We start from the raw sequence: 18,404 nt of genomic DNA, 5'->3' as shown, positions 1-18,404 counted from the left end.
ATATGGGCAACAACGGCAGTGATCCCCTGCCGGTCAGCGCACGTGCGCTGACCGCGGACTCCCGGCTGGGCAACGCCGTACGGGAGTTCGGCAGGACCTACGGCTACGACTACTTCGACGACGAGGCGGTCAGACGTCAGCTGGCCGAGCACGAGGCGTCCCTGCGCCGCACTGCGCGTGGCGGACTGGTGTGGACCGCCTCGCTCGCCGGCACCGTCGGGCTGGCCTGGCTGCTGTGGGGCGGTCTCAGCAAGCCGGAGAACGTCGGGCTCGCCGTCGCACCCGGTGCCGCCCTGCTCGTGTTGTCGGTCGTCGCCTTCGTCCGTGTCTACCGGCAGGGGACGCGGAAGTTGCGTCACCCCTTCCTCGAGGGTTACCGCCATGTCCTCGCGGCGGCCCTCGCGCACGGCGCGCCCGTGGCCTTCGTCCCCGCCTGGCTGACCGGGCGTGGGGGTGGGGGAACGGAGGCGGCCCCGCTGCCGCCGTTCACCGCGCCGCCGGGCGGCAGCACCGCCCCCGGACGGCCGCGGTCCTCGGTCGGAGCCGGAGGCCCCGCGCCGTTGCCGCCCAAGCCCACGGCGGTCGCGGAGTACGAGCGGATCGCGGAGCAGGGCGGCTGGCACGACGAGGGCGGCTGGATCCTCGTCGGCGCCGGAGCAGCCGGGGTGGGCTACGCCGTGGTCAAGGACGTGCCGGCCGCGTTCGCCGCCGTGCTGCTGGTCGCCCTCGGCGTCTGGACCTGGGTGGCCGGGTACAGGCTCGGCAAGCGGCAGCGGGAACTGGCCGTGGAGGCGCGACGGTATCTCGACCAACTGACCAGCGCTCAGGCGGCCGGTGCCGTCGTCCCGGAACTCTCCCCTCAGCTCCGCAAGCTTTTCGACTCCCGCATTTGAGCGGTGTGAAGCGACGAGTCAAACAGAGGCAGAACTGTGAGTGTTACCGCGTTCAAGGTGCATGTGCCCTCAGCGGACGAGCAGGAAAAAGCGGCCTACGTTCTTCGGCACATCATCAAGGTCAGCGGCGAAAGCCCTGTCCTGGTCGGACGAGGGCTTCCGAACGAATTCGCGCCGGACGACCTCCGCCCTGGATTCACCCTCTATGAAGACCCGGCCGGTCTCAAGCCGTTGTGCTCTGTGGTCCCGCGGACGACGGAGGGCGGTTCGGAGGACGGCATCCTGGTCGTGCTGGCGCCTGACGGAGCCGAGCTGGGTGTGCTGCGGCCACCCGCCCGAACCCAACGGTGGCGACGGCCGTACGAGATGGGCCTGCCGAACGGCACGAAACTGGTCGGCCGCAGCGGCACCATCACCTCGTGGGTCGTGTACGTCGTGCTCTGCCCACTGTTGGCGATCTACAACGTGCTCGGCTTCCTCGGTGGGTACGGCGGGCCCGACTGGTTTCTGCCCACGCGCACTGCGTGGCGGACGAAGGGAGGCCTCGGACTGGGGCGCGCGCCCTTGAAGTTCTACGGAACGACGGACAAGTACAAGGTCCGCGTGAAGCGCCTGGATCCTCGCCTGGCCTACGCACAGGCGGTTCTGCACGACTCGTCCAGCTGAGTCGGAGTTTCCTCCCCCTGAGCCGGAGTTCCTCGACCACCCCGAGCCGGAGCGGCCCTGGCCCGCTTCCGAGCCTCGGGGTTTTCGTGTATCCGCGTCCCGTATCCGGAAGGCGCCGCCGCTCCCTCTGTCCCGGTTCGGCGGCCGGAACGCGGAGGGGGTGGCCCGGAGAACCGGACCACCCCCTCAACCGGAGCCGAATCAGCTCTCCGGCAGATATCCCGTCTGAACAAGCTGCCCGCTCGTCCGGCGCGAGATGAACTGACCACGTCCCGGCGGCATCGGTGCGGCCTTGATGTTGTTGAACACCGGCCCCTCCGACGGATCACCGGCGAGCACGATGCCCTGCGCGCCGAGCTCCTTGATCCGGGTGAGGACCGGCTCGAAGGACGACCGCGAAGCACCCGAGGTGGTGCGGGCCAGGATGATGCGCAGACCGAGGTCACGCGCGAACGGCAGATACTCCATGAGCACCGACATCGGGTTGCCCATCGACGTGGCGACCAGGTCGTAGTCGTCGATGAAGATGAACGCGTCCGGCTCGTTGTACCAGCTGCGGTTGCGCAGCTGGTCCGGCGTCACGTCCGGCCCGGGCATACGGCGGCTCATCGAGCCGGCCAGCGACTCCATGACCTCCTGCAGCTGCGGACCCGAGGCGCAGTACTTGTACATGTGGCTCTCGGGCACCTGGCCGAGCAGCGCGCGCCGGAAGTCCGACACCACGAACAGCGCCTTGTTGGTCGCGTACCGCTCGGACACCTGCTTGGCGATGAACCGCAGCAGCGAGGACTTGCCGGACTCGCTCTCGCCGTAGATGACGAACAGCGGGTCGGTCTCGAAGTCCACGAATACCGGGGACAGCGTGAGCTCGTCGACGCCGATCGCGATACCCCGGCTGCCGAAGTCGCCGCCGCCGGGCAGCTCGGACGCGTGCAGCATCGTCGGCAGCATCCGCACCTTGGGCGCCGTCGGGCCCTGCCAGGCGTTGTTGACGTTCTGGACGAGGTTCGCCATACCGTCGGCGAGGTCCTCCACCGCGGTCGACCCGTCGATACGGGGCGTGGCGGCGAGGTAGTCCAGCTTGTCCGGGGACAGACCACGACCGGGCTTGCCCATCGGCACGTTCTCGGCCCGCTTGCGGTCGAACTCCGACTCCATCGCGTCACCGAGACGCAACTCGAGACGGCTCAGGATCTGGTCGCGCAGCGCCGGCCGCATCTCGGTGTACCGGGTCGCGGTGATGATCAGGTGAACACCGAAACCGAGACCGCGGGTCGCGATGTCCGCGATGACCGGGTCGAGCATCTCGTAGTCGTTCTTGAACGTCCCCCAGCCGTCGATGATGAGGAAGACGTCGCCCCACTGCTGGTCGGGGTAGTGCCCCTGCGCGCGGCGGTTACGGAACGTCGCCATCGAGTCGATGCTCTTGGAGCGGAAGAACTCCTCGCGGGCGTTGAGGATGCCGTGCACCTCCGCCACCGTACGCCGGACCTTCTCCTGGTCCAGACGGGAGGCCGCGCCGCCCATGTGCGCCAGGTTCTCCAGGGCGAGCATGCCGCCGCCGCCGAAGTCGAGGGCGTAGAACTGCACTTCGGTGGGCGTGTGCGTGAGCGCGAACGACGTGATCATCGTGCGCACGAGCGTCGACTTGCCGGACTGCGGACCACCGACGATCAGCGCGTGACCGGCGGACCCGGACAGATCCGCGTACATCACGTCACGGCGCTGCTCGAAGGGCTTGTCGACCAGGCCGACCGGGACGACGAGCTTGCTCTGGGCGTGGTAGCCCTCGGCGTGCAGACCGCGCTCCGCGCTGATGTTGAGCACCGGCAGGATCTGGTCGAGGCTGAACGGCTCGTCCAGCGGCGGCAGCCACACCTGGTGGGCGGGCGGGCCCTGACCGTCCAGGCGGCTGACGATGACGTCCAGCACGGTGTCGGCGAGCGCGTCGTCGACCTGGTCCCGACGGGTCTCCGGCTCCGGCTCGGCGAGGATCCGCACCGGCACGGGCGCGGCGGTGAACAGCACCGGGGAGCGGTCGATCCGTCCGCCGCCCTGGACCGTCGGCCCGTTCGGCCGGTAGGTGCCCGACACGTACGCGGCCTTGAACTGCACCATCGTGTCGGTGTCGTACTTCAGGATGCCCGCGCCGGGCACGTTCGGCAGGTGATAGGCGTCGGGCACACCGATCGCCGTACGGGACTCCGCCGCCGAGAAGGTCCGCAGACCGATCCGGTACGACAGGAACGTGTCGAGACCGCGCAGCTTGCCCTCTTCGAGTCGCTGCGAGGCGAGCAGCATGTGCACACCCAGCGAACGGCCGATTCGGCCGATCTGGATGAACATCTCGATGAAGTCGGGCTTGGCGGCGAGCAGTTCGCTGAACTCGTCGATGATCAGGACGAGCGACGGGAGCGGGTCGAGCGCGGCGCCCGCCGCACGGGCCTTCTCGTAGTCGGTGATGTTGGCGTAGTTGCCGGACTGCCGCAGGAGTTCCTGGCGGCGAGTCAGCTCACCGGTGATGGAGTCGCGCATACGGTCCACGAGCGTGAGCTCGTCGGCCAGGTTGGTGATCACCGCGGAGACGTGCGGCATGGAGCCCATGCCGGTGAAGGTGGCACCACCCTTGAAGTCCGCGAGGACGAAGTTGAGCGTCTCGGACGAGTGGGTCACCGCGAGGCCCAGCACCAGGGTGCGCAGCAGCTCGGACTTACCGGAACCCGTGGCGCCGACGCACAGGCCGTGCGGGCCCATGCCCTCCTGCGAGGCCTCCTTGATGTCCAGCATGACCGCCTCGCCGTTCTCGCCGAGGCCGATCGGGACACGCAGCCGCTCGTGCAGCGTACGAGGCCGCCAGGTACGCGAGACGTCGACGCTCGCCGCGTCACCGATCTGCATCAGGTCGGTGAAGTCCAGGTTCGCGAGCAGCGGCTCGTCCGCGTCGGCCGCACCGAGGCGCAGCGGCGCCAACTGCCGGGCCAGCGACTCCGCCTGGGCCTGCGACAGCACATCGGGCATGCCGGTGAACACACCGGTGCCCGCCTCGAGCTCCATGCCGTCGGGATACACGCGAACCGACAGCGAGCCACGCAGCTCGTCGAGTTCACCGGGCACCACCTCGAGGATGGTCACGCCCTGCAGGCCCTCCGCCGAGGCGAGGACCGAGTCCGGCGGTACGCCGCCGCCGTCCAGCACGACGACCACGTGCGGCTGGTCCAGGACCGGCTGACCGTCCCGGCTCCAGCGGGCCCGCCCCTCCAGCTGGTGGGCGATCGCCTCTTCCAGCTCACCGAGGTCGTAGCAGAGCAGCCGCCGCGTACCGGCGCCGTCGGACTCCTTGTGCTGCATGTGCGGCAGCCACTTGGTCCACTCCCAGTCGACGGCCGCGCCCGGCGCGGCCACGACCGCGATCAGCACGTCCTCGGGCGAGTGCAGCGAGGCCAGTTGGCCGAGCACCGCCCGGGTCTGGCCGTAGACCGTCTCCGCCTCGCCGGAGATCGTCACGTGGTAGAAGGAGCGCAGCCCGATCGCCAGCGGAAGTTCGTTGATCGTGCCGTAGCTGGCGATGAACTGCTGCATCGCATGGGCGGTCAGCGGCTCCAGCTCGTCCACCGGCGCCGTCTCGGGCGCGACCAGTGGAGTCGCCAACTGCTGCGGGCCGAGACCGATTCGCACCTGGGCGAAGTCCTGGTCAGTGGAACGCCGCTCCCACAGCCGCGATCCCTCCGCGACCAGCGCCCACAGCTGCTCCGGCGCGGGGTGGAGGTAGTACTGGGCGTCGCGCTGCTTGTGCGCGGTGCGCCGGATCTCACGCCGCTTCTGGGCCAGGTACTTGAGGTAGTCCCGCCGCCCCTCGGCCATCTGCCCGGACGGCCCCTTCCGGGCCCGCACGATCTGGGCGATCAGCATGGCGACCGTGGACACCATCATCAGCATGCCCATGATCTTCATAAAGCCCTGGGCGCCCGGCATGAAGAAGAACGCCGCCGACGAACCCATGCCGAGCATCGGCAGCAGGTTCATCAACAGGCTGTCGTCCTCGTTGCGAGGGATTTCGGGAGGGGACTCGAGCTTGACCTCCTCACTCGGCACCTCCGGCGGGAACACCCGCGGCGGGCGCTTGACGATGACGACGCTCACCGATCCACCAGTCCTTCACGCAATCGCAATCTTGAACCGCCCCCGTCGTGACGGCCCCCGTACGTACGCCAACTCGTGCCGGTCGAAGCCGGGTCCAGGAGTCGGGCGTTGATCCTACTGTTCTGCGGGGACGTTGAGTCGGGAGGGGATGGGGAGATGCCGCGTGGGGACGGTAGGGTGACGCTCCAACCGAAGCGCGGAGCGGGAATCGCCCTGGCAAACCGCGACGAATCACCGAGTACTGGACGAGGGGGAACCGTCAGTGAGTACGGTTTCAGCAACCGGATTCTGCAGAGTCACGGTGGCGGCACCGAACAGCCGGATCGATGTGGCACTTCCCGAGGATGTGCCGCTCTCTGACGTGTACCCGGAGATCCTCCGGCTTTCGGGGCAGACGCCTGAGGAGGCCGCGCCCACCGGGTACAACTTGGTACGCAGGGACGGCTCCGTCCTCGACGACGGCCGCTCACTCGCCGAACTGCAAATCCGCGACGGCGAACTGCTGCTTCTGCGGCCGTTCGCGGACTCACTGCCGCCGGCGGTCTTCGACGATGTCGTGGACGCCGTGGCATCCGCCGTCGAGACCGACCGCCGCAGCTGGAACGACCGCATGATGCGCAGCGTCGGCCTGGTCGCCGGCGGGCTGTTGCTGACCATGATGGCCCTGGCCCTGTGGTTCTCGGAGCCGATCGCCCACGACATGAACGGCCTGCCGGGCATCATCGCCGGCGTCACCGGAGTCGTCCTCGTCGCGCTCGCCGCCGTACGGGCGCGGGTCTACGACGACCACCTCGCGGCGGCCGCCCTGGGCCTGGCCTCGCTGCCCCACCTGATGGTGGGCGGCTCGGGCATCGTGGGCGTCTCCGCCGGCGAGGGACCCGGACGGCTGCACCTCCTCATCGGGCTCTCGGTCGTCCTCGTCGCCGCGGTGCTGCTCGTCCTGATGCTGCCTCAGAACGACGCGCCCTTCATCGCCGCCGCGTTCGCCGCCGGCGTCGGCGTCCTCGCCACCTTCCTGGCGATCGTCACCGAGGCCGAGCCGCGTGAGACCGCCGCCGTCACCGCGGTGGTCATGATCGCCGTCATCGGCTTCCTGCCCGGCTGGTCCGCCCGCTTCGCCAAGCTCCCCATCGGCTTCCGTTCGCCCGACCAGATCGCCAAGCGCGGACGCTCCGAGGACCAGCAGGAGCAGGAGCCCGTCGACTTCCAGGTCATCAACGACCAGGCGCGCCGCGGGCACGAACTGCTGCTCGGCCTCGTCGGCGGCTGCGCGGTCGGCGGCGTCGCCTCCGCGGGTGTGGTGCTCGGCTTCTCCACCAGCGGCTGGGCCCAGCTGCTGTCGCTGGCGGCCGGCCTCGCCCTGCTGATGCGGGCCCGCCTCTTCCTGTACACGTCCCAGGTCGTGACCCTGATGGTCTCCGGCATCATCACGATCTGCCTGCTGGTGCTCGGCCTCGCCCTGAACCCGCCGGCCGACATCCTGAAGGAGCTGCTCTACAACAAGAACAGCGCCCCGCTGGACATCCGCACCATCTGGCTCTCCGCCGCTGTGGCCCTGGCCGCCATGCTCCTGGTGTCCATCGCCCTGATCGTCCCGCGCAAGGGCGTGACCCCCTTCTGGGGGCGCATGCTCGACCTGAGCGAAGGAGCGGTTCTGCTGTCGCTCGTCCCGCTCTGCCTGGCCGTGCTCGACCTGTACGCGGCCGCCCGGGGCATGACCAGCTGACTGCCGACCGGCCTCGAACAGCGCACAGCGGCTGTCACCTGCGAGGGTGGCAGCCGCTGTGCTGTGCGTACCCCACGACGATCACGCGTGCCCGCTCCGCATACCGCGGTCGGGGCCGCGCCGCCGGACTGGTACGCTGTGTGACGGCCGTCTGTGTTTGCGCCCCCGGTTCACCTGGGGCTGCACCCAGCGGATCCCCGCCTCCCGAGTCACGGAAGCTTCCCTGAGATGAAGACCAGGGGCACTCGGCGGCAACCACAGAACATGAGGAGTACGCGTGTCGCTCGACGCCGCTACGAAGAAGCAGATCATCAGCGAGTTCGGTACCAAGGAGGGCGACACCGGCTCCCCCGAGGTCCAGGTCGCGATGCTCTCGCGTCGTATCTCGGACCTGACCGAGCACCTCAAGACCCACAAGCACGACCACCACTCCCGCCGTGGTCTGCTGATCCTGGTCGGTCAGCGCCGCCGTCTGCTGCAGTACCTGGCCAAGAAGGACATCCAGCGCTTCCGTACGCTGGTCGACCGCCTCGGCATCCGCCGCGGTGCGGCGGGCGCCAAGTAAGACGCCGTGAAGGGGAGCGGTTCCCGTGACGATCGGGGGCCGCTCCCTTTGCCGTACGTACGGAAAGTATTGCCGTACGTTCGGAAACATGCGGAGTGTCACTCACGCTTTGTAGTGTGGTAGCACAACGCAATACGCACGACACAGTACGGCGTACAGCACGACGTACGGAACGACGTACACAACGAGGAGAAGCGCACCTAGCCGCCGCCGGTCCTCGGTAGTGGCCCCCGGGGGGAAGCGAGCCCCGGGTGCTTCGATCGAAGACCGGCCCGCACCGCACGGAGCGCTTCTCCGCCACCGTCCCCCTGCCACACGGGCAGCGACGGGACAAAAGACGACAAAGTAACGGAGAAAACGCTAGTGGAGAACGAGACCCACTACGCCGAGGCCGTCATCGACAACGGCTCCTTCGGCACCCGCACCATCCGCTTCGAGACGGGCCGCCTGGCCAAGCAGGCCGCCGGTTCCGCCGTGGCGTACCTGGACGACGACACCATGGTGCTGTCGGCCACCACCGCCTCCAAGAACCCCAAGGACCAGCTCGACTTCTTCCCGCTGACGGTGGACGTCGAGGAGCGGATGTACGCCGCCGGCAAGATCCCCGGCAGCTTCTTCCGCCGTGAGGGCCGTCCCTCCGAGGACGCCATCCTCACCTGCCGCCTGATCGACCGCCCGCTGCGCCCGTCCTTCAAGAAGGGCCTGCGCAACGAGATCCAGGTCGTCGCCACGATCATGGCGCTCAACCCCGACCACCTGTACGACGTCGTGGCGATCAACGCCGCGTCCGCGTCCACGCAGCTGGCCGGCCTGCCCTTCTCCGGCCCGATCGGCGGCGTCCGCGTCGCGCTGATCAACGGCCAGTGGGTCGCCTTCCCGACGCACACCGAGCTCGAGGACGCCGTCTTCGACATGGTCGTCGCGGGCCGCACCCTGGAGGACGGCGACGTCGCGATCATGATGGTCGAGGCCGAGGCCACCGAGGGGACCATCAAGCTGGTCCAGGGTGGCGCCGAGGCCCCCACCGAGGAGGTCGTCGCCGCCGGTCTGGAAGCCGCGAAGCCCTTCATCAAGGTGCTCTGCAAGGCCCAGGCCGACCTCGCCTCCAAGGCCGCCAAGCCGACCGGCGAGTTCCCGATCTTCCTCGACTACCAGGACGACGTCCTGGAGGCGCTGACCGCCGCCGTCAAGCCGGAGCTCGCCTCCGCGCTGACCATCGCCGGCAAGCAGGAGCGCGAGTCCGAGCTGGACCGCGTCAAGGCGCTCGCCGCCGAGAAGCTCCTGCCGGAGTTCGAGGGCCGCGAGAAGGAGATCTCCGCCGCGTACCGCTCGCTGACCAAGACCCTGGTCCGTGAGCGCGTCATCAAGGAGAAGAAGCGCATCGACGGCCGCGGTGTCACCGACATCCGCACCCTGGCCGCCGAGGTCGAGGCCATCCCGCGGGTCCACGGTTCCGCCGTGTTCGAGCGTGGCGAGACCCAGATCCTGGGCGTCACCACCCTGAACATGCTCCGCATGGAGCAGCAGCTGGACACCCTTTCGCCGGTGACCCGCAAGCGCTACATGCACAACTACAACTTCCCGCCGTACTCCACCGGCGAGACCGGCCGCGTCGGCTCCCCGAAGCGCCGCGAGATCGGCCACGGCGCCCTCGCCGAGCGCGCCCTGGTCCCGGTCCTGCCGACGCGCGAGGAGTTCCCCTACGCGATCCGCCAGGTCTCCGAGGCGCTGAGCTCCAACGGCTCGACGTCCATGGGCTCGGTCTGCGCCTCCACCATGTCGCTGCTGAACGCCGGTGTGCCGCTGAAGGCCCCCGTCGCCGGTATCGCCATGGGCCTGATCTCCCAGGAGATCGAGGGCGAGACGCACTACGTCACCCTCACCGACATCCTCGGTGCGGAGGACGCCTTCGGCGACATGGACTTCAAGGTCGCCGGCACCAAGGAGTTCGTGACCGCCCTCCAGCTCGACACCAAGCTGGACGGCATCCCGGCCTCCGTCCTGGCCGCCGCCCTGAAGCAGGCCCGTGACGCCCGCCTCCACATCCTCGACGTGATGATGGAAGCGATCGACACGCCGGACGAGATGTCCCCGAACGCCCCGCGGATCATCACCGTGAAGATCCCGGTCGACAAGATCGGCGAGGTCATCGGCCCCAAGGGCAAGATGATCAACCAGATCCAGGAGGACACGGGCGCCGAGATCACGATCGAGGACGACGGCACGATCTACATCGGTGCCGCCGACGGCCCGGCCGCCGAGGCCGCCCGTACGACGATCAACGGCATCGCCAACCCGACGATGCCCGAGGTCGGCGAGCGCTACCTGGGCACGGTCGTGAAGACGACCACCTTCGGTGCGTTCGTCTCCCTGCTCCCGGGCAAGGACGGTCTGCTGCACATCTCGCAGATCCGCAAGCTGGCCGGCGGCAAGCGCGTGGAGAACGTCGAGGACGTCCTCGGTGTGGGCCAGAAGGTCCAGGTCGAGATCGCCGAGATCGACTCCCGCGGCAAGCTCTCGCTCGTCCCCGTGGTCGAGGGCGAGGAAGAGGCCTCCGAGGACAAGAAGGACGACACCGACAAGTGACGTCGAGTAGCTCCACGGCGACGGGCCCCCCNNCCTCGCCCGTACCCAAACCATGATCAAGGGCACCAACGGCATCGGCACGGTCCGCAAGACCACCCTCCCGGGCGGCCTGCGCATCGTCACCGAGACCCTGCCCTCGGTCCGCTCGGCGACCTTCGGTATCTGGGCGCACGTCGGCTCCCGCGACGAGACGCCGGCCCTGAACGGCGCCACGCACTACCTGGAGCACCTGCTCTTCAAGGGCACCACCCGCAGGTCGGCGCTGGACATCTCGTCCGCCATCGACGCGGTCGGCGGCGAGATGAACGCCTTCACGGCCAAGGAGTACACGTGCTACTACGCGCGCGTGCTCGACACCGACCTGCCGCTCGCCATCGACGTCGTCTGCGACATGCTGACCGGCTCGCTCATCCTCGAAGAGGACGTCAACGTCGAGCGGGGTGCGATCCTCGAAGAGATCGCCATGACCGAGGACGACCCGGGCGACTGCGTGCACGACCTGTTCGCGCACACCATGTTCGGCGACAACCCCCTCGGCCGCCCGGTCCTCGGCACGGTCGACACGGTCAATGCCCTCACCGCCGACCGCATCCGCCGCTTCTACAAGAAGCACTACGACCCGACGCACCTCGTCGTGGCGGCCGCGGGCAACATCGACCACAACAAGGTCGTACGACAGGTCCGTGCCGCCTTCGAGAAGGCGGGCGCGTTCAAGAACGGCGACGCCGAGCCCATCGCTCCCCGCATCGGCCGACGCGCCCTGCGCACCGCGGGCCGCGTCGAGCTGATCGGCCGCAAGACCGAGCAGGCCCATGTCGTCCTCGGCATGCCCGGCCTGTCCCGCACGGACGATCGCCGCTGGGCGCTGGGCGTGCTGAACACGGCGCTGGGCGGCGGCATGTCGTCCCGCCTGTTCCAGGAGGTCCGCGAGAAGCGCGGCCTGGCCTACAGCGTGTACTCGTACACGTCCGGCTTCGCCGACTGCGGCCTGTTCGGCGTGTACGCGGGCTGCCGGCCCTCCCAGGTCCACGACGTGCTGAAGATCTGCCGCGACGAACTCGACCACGTCGCCGAGCACGGCCTGTCCGACGACGAGATCGGCCGCGCCATCGGCCAGCTCCGCGGCTCCACGGTCCTCGGCCTGGAGGACACCGGTGCGCTCATGAACCGCATCGGCAAGAGTGAGCTGTGCTGGGGCGAGCAGATGTCCGTCGACGACATGCTGGCTCGGATAGCGGCGGTCACCCCGGACGACGTCCGCTCGGTCGCCCGCGACATCCTGGGCCAGCGGCCCTCGCTGTCGGTCATCGGCCCGCTGAAGGACAAGCAGGCGTCCCGGCTGAACGACGCCGTCGCCTGACCCGTCCGCCCTCGGAACCTCGGAACATCCGACGTAAGGAAGCAAGAGACATGAGCAAGCTGCGCGTGGCGGTCCTCGGCGCCAAGGGCCGTATCGGCTCCGAGGCGGTACGGGCGGTCGAGGCCGCCGAGGACATGGAGCTGGTCGCGGCCCTGAGCCGGGGCGACAAGCTGGAGACGCTCGCGGAGACGGGCGCTCAGGTGGCCGTCGAACTGACCACGCCGGACTCGGTGATGGCCAACCTCGACTACTGCGTGAACCACGGCATCCACGCGGTCGTCGGTACGACGGGCTGGACCGACGAGCGCCTCGCGCAGCTGAAGGGCTGGCTGGCCGCCTCCCCGGAGACGGGCGTGCTCATCGCGCCGAACTTCTCCATCGGGGCCGTCCTGAACATGAAGTTCGCGCAGATCGCCGCGCCCTACTTCGAGTCGGTGGAGGTCGTCGAGCTGCACCACCCGAAGAAGGTCGACGCCCCGAGCGGTACGGCCACGCGCACGGCCCAGCTCATCGCGTCGGCTCGCGCCGAGGCGGGCACGGCCCCGGCGCCGGACGCCACGGAGACGGCCCTGGACGGCGCGCGCGGCGCGGACGTCGACGGCGTCCCCGTCCACTCCGTCCGCCTGCGCGGCCTGCTGGCCCACCAGGAGGTCCTCCTCGGCGGCGAGGGTGAGACCCTCACCATCCGCCACGACTCCCTCCACCACAGCAGCTTCATGCCGGGCATCCTGCTCGGCGCGCGCCGCGTGGTGACCACTCCGGGCCTGACCTTCGGCCTGGAGCACTTCCTGGACCTCGGCTGACACGAGACTCACTGATGCGCGCGAAGCTCTCCTATGCCATAACGGCCGCCGTCCTGGTCGTCTACTTCGTCTTGGTCGGCAGCCGTGGCGTGATGCTCATCCAGTCCGGCACGGTCCTCACCGTCACCTTTGGCGTGGCGGTGCTCATCCTGCCGGTGATCGGGCTCTGGTTCCTGTGGAAGAACACCCAGTTCGTCCGCAAGGCCAACTCCCTCGCCGCCGAACTCGACGCCGAGGGCGCCCTGCCCGTCGATGAGCTGAGGCGCACGCCCAGCGGCCGTATCGACCGCGACTCGGCCGACGAGGTCTTCGCCAAGCGCAAGGCCGAGACGGAAGCAGCCCCCGACGACTGGCGCAGCTGGTTCCGCCTGGCCGTGGCCTACCACGACGCCCGCGACACCCCGCGCGCCCGCAAGGCCATGCAGCGGGCGATCGCCCTGCACGACGGCAAGACCGTCGAGGCCTGAGGTCAGCCGGGGCGAGGTCAGGAGCGAGGGCAAGATGCTCTGAGCGCAGGGCGCCCCGAGACCCGTGTGGCCCCGAGTCCCGCCACGACTCCTCAGCCGTATGCCGAAGGGGCCGGCCCGCATTCACCGCGGACCGGCCCCTTCGGCGTAACCGTCATGGTCAGCCGCGGGAGTTCTCCGCGGCCCACGCCTCGACTGCGTCGGCGGCCCGGTCGAACGCCGCGACGCGCCCCAGGAAGTCCCCATTGTGCGTGGTCATCAGCACCGGCATGTCATCCGCCGCACGACCTCGGCGTACCAGCAACAGCGCCTGCCCCTGCACCGTGCGCGGCAACCCCAGCCAGCGCACCGGCTGCTGCACCGTCCGCACGGCGACGACCTGCTCCCAGGGCGCCGTACGCGTCAGCAGGAAGCCGACCTGGCGCAGCCCGTGCGCACTCACCCACACGCCCATGCGCAGCAGCCGCAGGGCGCCGGTGATGATCACCAGGGCGATGCCGAAGACGACAGCCGCCCCGGTCACCGTGCCGGTGAGGGCGATGATGACCGCCGCGAACAGCACGTACGAGGCGAGCAGCAACCACAGGGCCGCCACGCCCACCCGCCACGGCCCGGGACGGTAGGGGCGCCGCCAGCGCTCACGGTCCTCGAAGGGCAACGCGACATCGTCGGCCGCCTCGAAGGTGCGGTCGGCCGTCAGGAAGGGCAGGGGCACGGCTGGTCCTCACTCAATCCATGCATGGGCTGTGCCCGGTGAGGTTATCGACCCGGGTGCCCCCTCACCACCTTTGGGGGTCCGAAGGAGTCAGCGCCCCTGGGACGCCTGCGACTGCTGGGTCTGCGCGCCGGTGTCGGTCGACAGCGCCGGCATGCCGACCACCAGCGAGCCCACGAGCCCGGCGACGATGGTGAGGCCCAGCAGCCAGCGCCCGGCGATCTGACCGACGGACGCCCGCTCGCGGGGCGGGGGACTGACATTGCTGCGGAATCGGTCGGCTTCGGCGAGGAAGGCGAAGGGAACGGGCTCGCGCCGACGGAACATCGGGAGGTCGTCTCCTCTCGGGATCGTATGAGTGACCGTCATCAACACAGACGAGCGAGTGCCCCAAATGGTGCCCGGTTTCACCGAATTCACAGAAATTCGCGGACGTATGTCGCGACCCGGCACCGAACGCCCTGTTGTCAGTGCCGACCCGTAGAGTGGGCGCCGCCCAGCGAAGTGATGGAAGGACCCTCCGAGCCGTGACCGACACCCCCGCCGACGACCTCAAGCCCAGCTTCCGCAGCGAAGTCACCGTCGAGCTGGTCAAGCACAGCGCGGCCGACTCCGACGTGCTGTGGGCCGCCCGCGTCTCCACCGCCGGCGAGCAGTCCCTGGAGGAGCTGCAGAAGGACCCCGAGCGCTCCAAGGGCCTGATCAACTACCTGATGCGGGACCGGCACGGCAGCCCGTTCGAGCACAACTCGATGACGTTCTTCATCAGCGCCCCGATCTTCGTCTTCCGCGAGTTCATGCGGCACCGCGTGGGCTGGTCGTACAACGAGGAGAGCGGCCGCTACCGCGAGCTCCAGCCCGTCTTCTACGTCCCCGACGAGTCCCGCAAGCTGGTCCAGGAGGGCCGCCCGGGCAAGTACGTCTTCGTGGAGGGCACCCAGGCCCAGCAGGAGCTGGTCGGCCGCGTCATGGAGGACTCGTACCGGCAGTCGTACGAGGCCTACCAGGAGATGCTCGCCGCCGGCGTCGCCCGCGAGGTCGCCCGCTCCGTTCTCCCGGTCGGCCTGTTCTCCTCGATGTACGCCACCTGCAACGCCCGCTCGCTGATGCACTTCCTCGGCCTGCGCACCCAGCACGAGCTCGCCAAGGTCCCGTCCTTCCCGCAGCGGGAGATCGAGATGGTGGGCGAGCAGATGGAGGCGCAGTGGGCGAAGCTCATGCCGCTGACGCACGCCGCCTTCAACGCGAACGGCCGCGTGGCGCCGTAACGCACCGGCGTTCCCCGGCCGGGCACACCCCGTCCCCGGCCGAGCGCAGGCGCATGGACCAGCCTCATGAGGTGTCCGTATTGCGGCATTTAGTGAAGTTCATCTAGCCTGATCAAACGGACCCGGCACTGCTTGAACCCCCGAGCAGGCAGTGCCGGGCTCCATCTTTGTCCTGACTTTTCCGAACCCCCCGAGGGCAGACCAGGCCGTGCGCAACGAGTAGCGTGTAACCCATGGCTCCGACCTCCACTCCGCAGACCCCCTTCGGGCGGGTCCTCACCGCCATGATCACGCCCTTCACGGCGGACGGCGCACTCGACATCGACGGCGCGCAGCGACTCGCCACGCACCTGGTGGACGCAGGCAACGACGGCCTGATCATCAACGGCACCACCGGTGAGTCGCCCACCACCAGCGATGCGGAGAAATCGGACCTCGTACGAGCCGTGCTGGAGGCGGTCGGCGACCGGGCTCACGTCGTCGCCGGAGTCGGCACCAACGACACCCACCACAGCCTCGAGCTCGCGCGCGCGGCGGAACAGGTGGGCGCACACGGCCTCCTGGTCGTCACGCCGTACTACAACAAGCCCCCGCAGGAGGGCCTGTACCGGCACTTCAAGGCCATCGCCGACGCCACCGAGCTGCCGGTCATGCTCTACGACATCCCCGGCCGCAGCGGCGTCCCGATCAACACCGAGACGATCGTCCGCCTCGCCGAGCACCCGCGGATCGTCGCCAACAAGGACGCCAAGGGCGACCTCGGCCGCGCCAGCTGGGCCATCGCCCGCTCCGGCCTCGCCTGGTACTCCGGCGACGACATGCTTAACCTGCCGCTGCTCTCCGTGGGCGCGGTCGGCTTCGTCTCCGTCGTCGGCCACCTGGTCACCCCCGACCTGCGCGCGCTCGTCGAGGCGTACACCTCCGGCGACGTCCAGAAGGCCACCGAGATCCACCAGAAGCTGCTCCCGGTCTACACCGGCATGTTCCGCACCCAGGGCGTCATGACGACGAAGGCCGCACTCGCCCTCCAGGGCCTGCCCGCCGGCCCCCTGCGCGCGCCCATGGCCGAGTGCTCCCCCGAGGAGATCGAGCAGCTCAAGATCGATCTTGCCGCAGGCGGGGTACAGCTCTGACAACAGACTTGGCGCGCCCGGCGCGCAGCAGACTCCACAACTGAATAAGCGGGCCACCGGTGCCTGCGCCCTACACACAATGACAACTGCTTCTGCACGAACGTCACGCGCGCCACGTGCCCTACCGGTACGTGGCGCGCGTGGTGAGGAGAGTCTTTTGAGTCATCCGCATCCTGAACTCGGCTCGCCCCCGCCGCTCCCCGAAGGCGGCCTGCGGGTCACCCCGCTCGGCGGCCTCGGCGAAATCGGCCGAAACATGACGGTCTTCGAGTACGGCGGCCGCCTGCTGATCGTCGACTGCGGAGTGCTCTTCCCTGAGGAGGAGCAGCCCGGAATCGACCTGATCCTGCCGGACTTCTCGTCCATCCGGGACCGCCTCGACGACATCGAGGGCATCGTCCTCACGCACGGCCACGAGGACCACATCGGCGGCGTCCCCTTCCTGCTCCGCGAGAAGCCGGACATCCCGCTGATCGGCTCCAAGCTGACCCTCGCCCTCATCGAGGCCAAGCTCCAGGAGCACCGCATCCGCCCGTACACCCTCGAGGTGGCGGAGGGGAACCGCGAGCGCATCGGCCCCTTCGACTGCGAGTTCGTCGCGGTCAACCACTCCATCCCGGACGCCCTGGCGGTCGCCATCCGTACGCCGGCCGGCATGGTGGTCCACACGGGCGACTTCAAGATGGACCAGCTCCCGCTGGACAACCGCCTGACCGACCTGCATGCGTTCGCGCGGCTGAGCGAGGAAGGCATCGACCTCCTCCTCTCCGACTCCACGAACGCCGAGGTCCCGGGGTTCGTTCCGCCCGAGCGCGACATCTCCAACGTCCTGCGCCAGGTGTTCGCGGGCGCCCGCAAGCGGATCATCGTGGCCAGCTTCGCCAGCCACATCCACCGCATCCAGCAGATCCTCGACGCGGCCCACGAGTACGGCCGCCGGGTCGCCTTCGTCGGCCGCTCGATGGTCCGCAACATGGGCATCGCGCGCGACCTGGGTTACCTGAAGGTCCCGCCGGGCCTGGTCGTGGACGTCAAGACACTGGACGACCTCCCGGACAGCGAGGTGGTCCTGGTCTGCACGGGATCGCAGGGCGAACCGATGGCAGCCCTGTCAAGGATGGCCAACCGCGACCACCAGATCCGTATCGTCCACGGCGACACGGTGATCCTGGCGTCGTCCCTCATCCCCGGCAACGAGAACGCGGTCTACCGCGTCATCAACGGCCTGACCCGCTGGGGCGCGAACGTCGTCCACAAGGGCAACGCGAAGGTCCACGTCTCGGGCCACGCGTCAGCGGGCGAGCTGCTGTACTTCTACAACATCTGCCGCCCGAAGAACCTGATGCCGGTGCACGGCGAATGGCGCCACCTGCGCGCCAACGCCGAACTGGGCGCCCTGACCGGCGTCCCGCACGACCGCATCGTCATCGCCGAGGACGGCGTCGCCGTCGACCTCATCGAGGGCAAGGCCAAGATCTCCGGCAAGGTCCAGGCGGGATACGTGTACGTCGACGGCCTCTCGGTCGGCGACGTGGGCGAGCCGGCCCTGAAGGACCGCAAGATCCTCGGCGACGAGGGCATCATCTCGGTCTTCGTGGTGGTGGACTCCTCCACCGGCAAGATCACGGGTGGCCCGCACATCCAGGCCCGTGGCTCCGGCATCGACGACTCCGCCTTCGGGGACGTCGTCCCGAGGATCACGGAGGTGCTCGAGCGGTCGGCCCAGGACGGTGTGGTCGAACCCCACCAGCTGCAGCAGCTGGTACGCCGGACCCTGGGCAAGTGGGTCTCGGACACGTACCGCCGCAGGCCGATGATCCTGCCTGTGGTGGTGGAGGTCTGACGGTCCGTCGGACGCTCGACCAGGCGAATCCGGAGCGGGGCGCCTCGATTTGCATCGAGGCGCCCCGCTCCAGTACGTTTACGGCTCCGCCTGAACGGGAACCCGGCAGCTTCGTTCACCGGAACCAGCTCCCGGAGGGGGCGGGAATTCCGACTCAGAATCTCTGATAAAGTCGGAGTCGCCGGAAAGGGAAACGCGAGAGCGGAAACCTGGAAAGCACCGAGGAAATCGGATCGAGA

At 69.0% G+C, this 18,404-nt stretch carries 14 protein-coding genes; 11 read left to right on the top strand and 3 right to left on the bottom strand.

The features are described 5' to 3' along the window. Positions 1 to 2: 2 nt before the first annotated feature. Positions 3 to 893 (top strand): hypothetical protein, encoded by an 891-nt coding sequence (locus tag ABD932_RS30590; RefSeq protein ID WP_345017558.1) that lies wholly within the window; start codon positions 3 to 5, stop codon positions 891 to 893. A gap of 63 nt (positions 894 to 956) precedes the next feature. Next, positions 957 to 1,559: a hypothetical protein gene (locus ABD932_RS30585; RefSeq protein ID WP_345017556.1), complete on the top strand. Its 603-nt coding sequence runs from the start codon at positions 957 to 959 to the stop codon at positions 1,557 to 1,559. Between the two features lie 201 nt (positions 1,560 to 1,760). Here ABD932_RS30585 and eccCa read toward each other — a convergent pair whose 3' ends face one another. Continuing rightward, complete coding sequence (gene eccCa, locus ABD932_RS30580) at positions 1,761 to 5,699, bottom strand: type VII secretion protein EccCa (RefSeq protein WP_345017554.1); 3,939 nt, start codon at positions 5,697 to 5,699, stop codon at positions 1,761 to 1,763. A gap of 262 nt (positions 5,700 to 5,961) precedes the next feature. Between eccCa and eccD the strand changes: the two genes are divergently transcribed. The 6 genes from eccD (at position 5,962) to ABD932_RS30550 (ending at position 13,206) form a co-directional block, all read left to right on the top strand. Beyond that, a complete protein-coding gene (eccD, locus tag ABD932_RS30575) occupies positions 5,962 to 7,425 on the top strand; it encodes a type VII secretion integral membrane protein EccD (protein WP_345017552.1) in 1,464 nt (487 codons plus the stop codon). Positions 7,426 to 7,702: 277 nt separating this feature from the next. Further along, positions 7,703 to 7,990, top strand: coding sequence for a 30S ribosomal protein S15 (gene rpsO, locus ABD932_RS30570; protein WP_033529274.1), 288 nt, complete (start codon positions 7,703 to 7,705; stop codon positions 7,988 to 7,990). Between the two features lie 363 nt (positions 7,991 to 8,353). After that, positions 8,354 to 10,576 carry a polyribonucleotide nucleotidyltransferase gene (locus ABD932_RS30565; protein ID WP_345017546.1) on the top strand — a complete coding sequence of 741 codons (2,223 nt, stop codon included), beginning with the start codon at positions 8,354 to 8,356 and terminating at the stop codon, positions 10,574 to 10,576. Between the two features lie 52 nt (positions 10,577 to 10,628). Continuing rightward, positions 10,629 to 11,936 carry a M16 family metallopeptidase gene (locus ABD932_RS30560; RefSeq protein WP_345017544.1) on the top strand — a complete coding sequence of 436 codons (1,308 nt, stop codon included), beginning with the start codon at positions 10,629 to 10,631 and terminating at the stop codon, positions 11,934 to 11,936. Between the two features lie 50 nt (positions 11,937 to 11,986). Next, a complete protein-coding gene (gene dapB, locus ABD932_RS30555) occupies positions 11,987 to 12,739 on the top strand; it encodes a 4-hydroxy-tetrahydrodipicolinate reductase (RefSeq protein ID WP_345017541.1) in 753 nt (250 codons plus the stop codon). A 14-nt stretch (positions 12,740 to 12,753) separates the two neighbouring features. After that, positions 12,754 to 13,206: a tetratricopeptide repeat protein gene (locus tag ABD932_RS30550; RefSeq protein ID WP_345017539.1), complete on the top strand. Its 453-nt coding sequence runs from the start codon at positions 12,754 to 12,756 to the stop codon at positions 13,204 to 13,206. Positions 13,207 to 13,366: 160 nt separating this feature from the next. On the opposite strand, the gene ABD932_RS30545 is transcribed toward ABD932_RS30550, so the two are convergent. Together ABD932_RS30545 and ABD932_RS30540 are read right to left on the bottom strand one after the other, a co-directional pair. Then, positions 13,367 to 13,921 (bottom strand): hypothetical protein, encoded by a 555-nt coding sequence (locus tag ABD932_RS30545; RefSeq protein WP_345017537.1) that lies wholly within the window; start codon positions 13,919 to 13,921, stop codon positions 13,367 to 13,369. Positions 13,922 to 14,011: 90 nt separating this feature from the next. Next, positions 14,012 to 14,248, bottom strand: coding sequence for a hypothetical protein (locus ABD932_RS30540; RefSeq protein WP_345017535.1), 237 nt, complete (start codon positions 14,246 to 14,248; stop codon positions 14,012 to 14,014). 200 nt (positions 14,249 to 14,448) lie between these two features. Between ABD932_RS30540 and thyX the strand changes: the two genes are divergently transcribed. The 3 genes from thyX to ABD932_RS30525 all read left to right on the top strand — a co-directional run bounded on the left by thyX (position 14,449) and on the right by ABD932_RS30525 (position 18,165). Continuing rightward, the gene (gene thyX / locus ABD932_RS30535) at positions 14,449 to 15,189 is read left to right on the top strand and encodes an FAD-dependent thymidylate synthase (RefSeq protein ID WP_126395501.1); all 741 of its coding nucleotides are present in this window, start codon (positions 14,449 to 14,451) and stop codon (positions 15,187 to 15,189) included. A gap of 233 nt (positions 15,190 to 15,422) precedes the next feature. Then, complete coding sequence (gene dapA, locus ABD932_RS30530; RefSeq protein ID WP_345017533.1) at positions 15,423 to 16,322, top strand: 4-hydroxy-tetrahydrodipicolinate synthase; 900 nt, start codon at positions 15,423 to 15,425, stop codon at positions 16,320 to 16,322. A gap of 157 nt (positions 16,323 to 16,479) precedes the next feature. Beyond that, positions 16,480 to 18,165, top strand: coding sequence for a ribonuclease J (locus ABD932_RS30525; RefSeq protein WP_345017531.1), 1,686 nt, complete (start codon positions 16,480 to 16,482; stop codon positions 18,163 to 18,165). Positions 18,166 to 18,404 lie beyond the last annotated feature (239 nt).

The organism is Streptomyces shaanxiensis, assembly GCF_039537145.1.
GTDB classification, from domain to species: domain Bacteria; phylum Actinomycetota; class Actinomycetes; order Streptomycetales; family Streptomycetaceae; genus Streptomyces; species Streptomyces shaanxiensis.
Note: the sequence above shows the minus strand (reverse complement) of the source record. Positions and strands in the feature narration are given on the sequence as shown.

Coding starts and splice junctions, on each gene's coding strand:
- ABD932_RS30590 (WP_345017558.1), top strand. CDS start 3: ATGGGCAACAACGGCAGTGATCCCCTGCCGGTCAGCGCACGTGCGCTG.
- ABD932_RS30560 (WP_345017544.1), top strand. CDS start 10,629: ATGATCAAGGGCACCAACGGCATCGGCACGGTCCGCAAGACCACCCTC.
- dapB (WP_345017541.1), top strand. CDS start 11,987: ATGAGCAAGCTGCGCGTGGCGGTCCTCGGCGCCAAGGGCCGTATCGGC.
- ABD932_RS30550 (WP_345017539.1), top strand. CDS start 12,754: ATGCGCGCGAAGCTCTCCTATGCCATAACGGCCGCCGTCCTGGTCGTC.
- ABD932_RS30540 (WP_345017535.1), bottom strand. CDS start 14,248: ATGTTCCGTCGGCGCGAGCCCGTTCCCTTCGCCTTCCTCGCCGAAGCC.
- dapA (WP_345017533.1), top strand. CDS start 15,423: ATGGCTCCGACCTCCACTCCGCAGACCCCCTTCGGGCGGGTCCTCACC.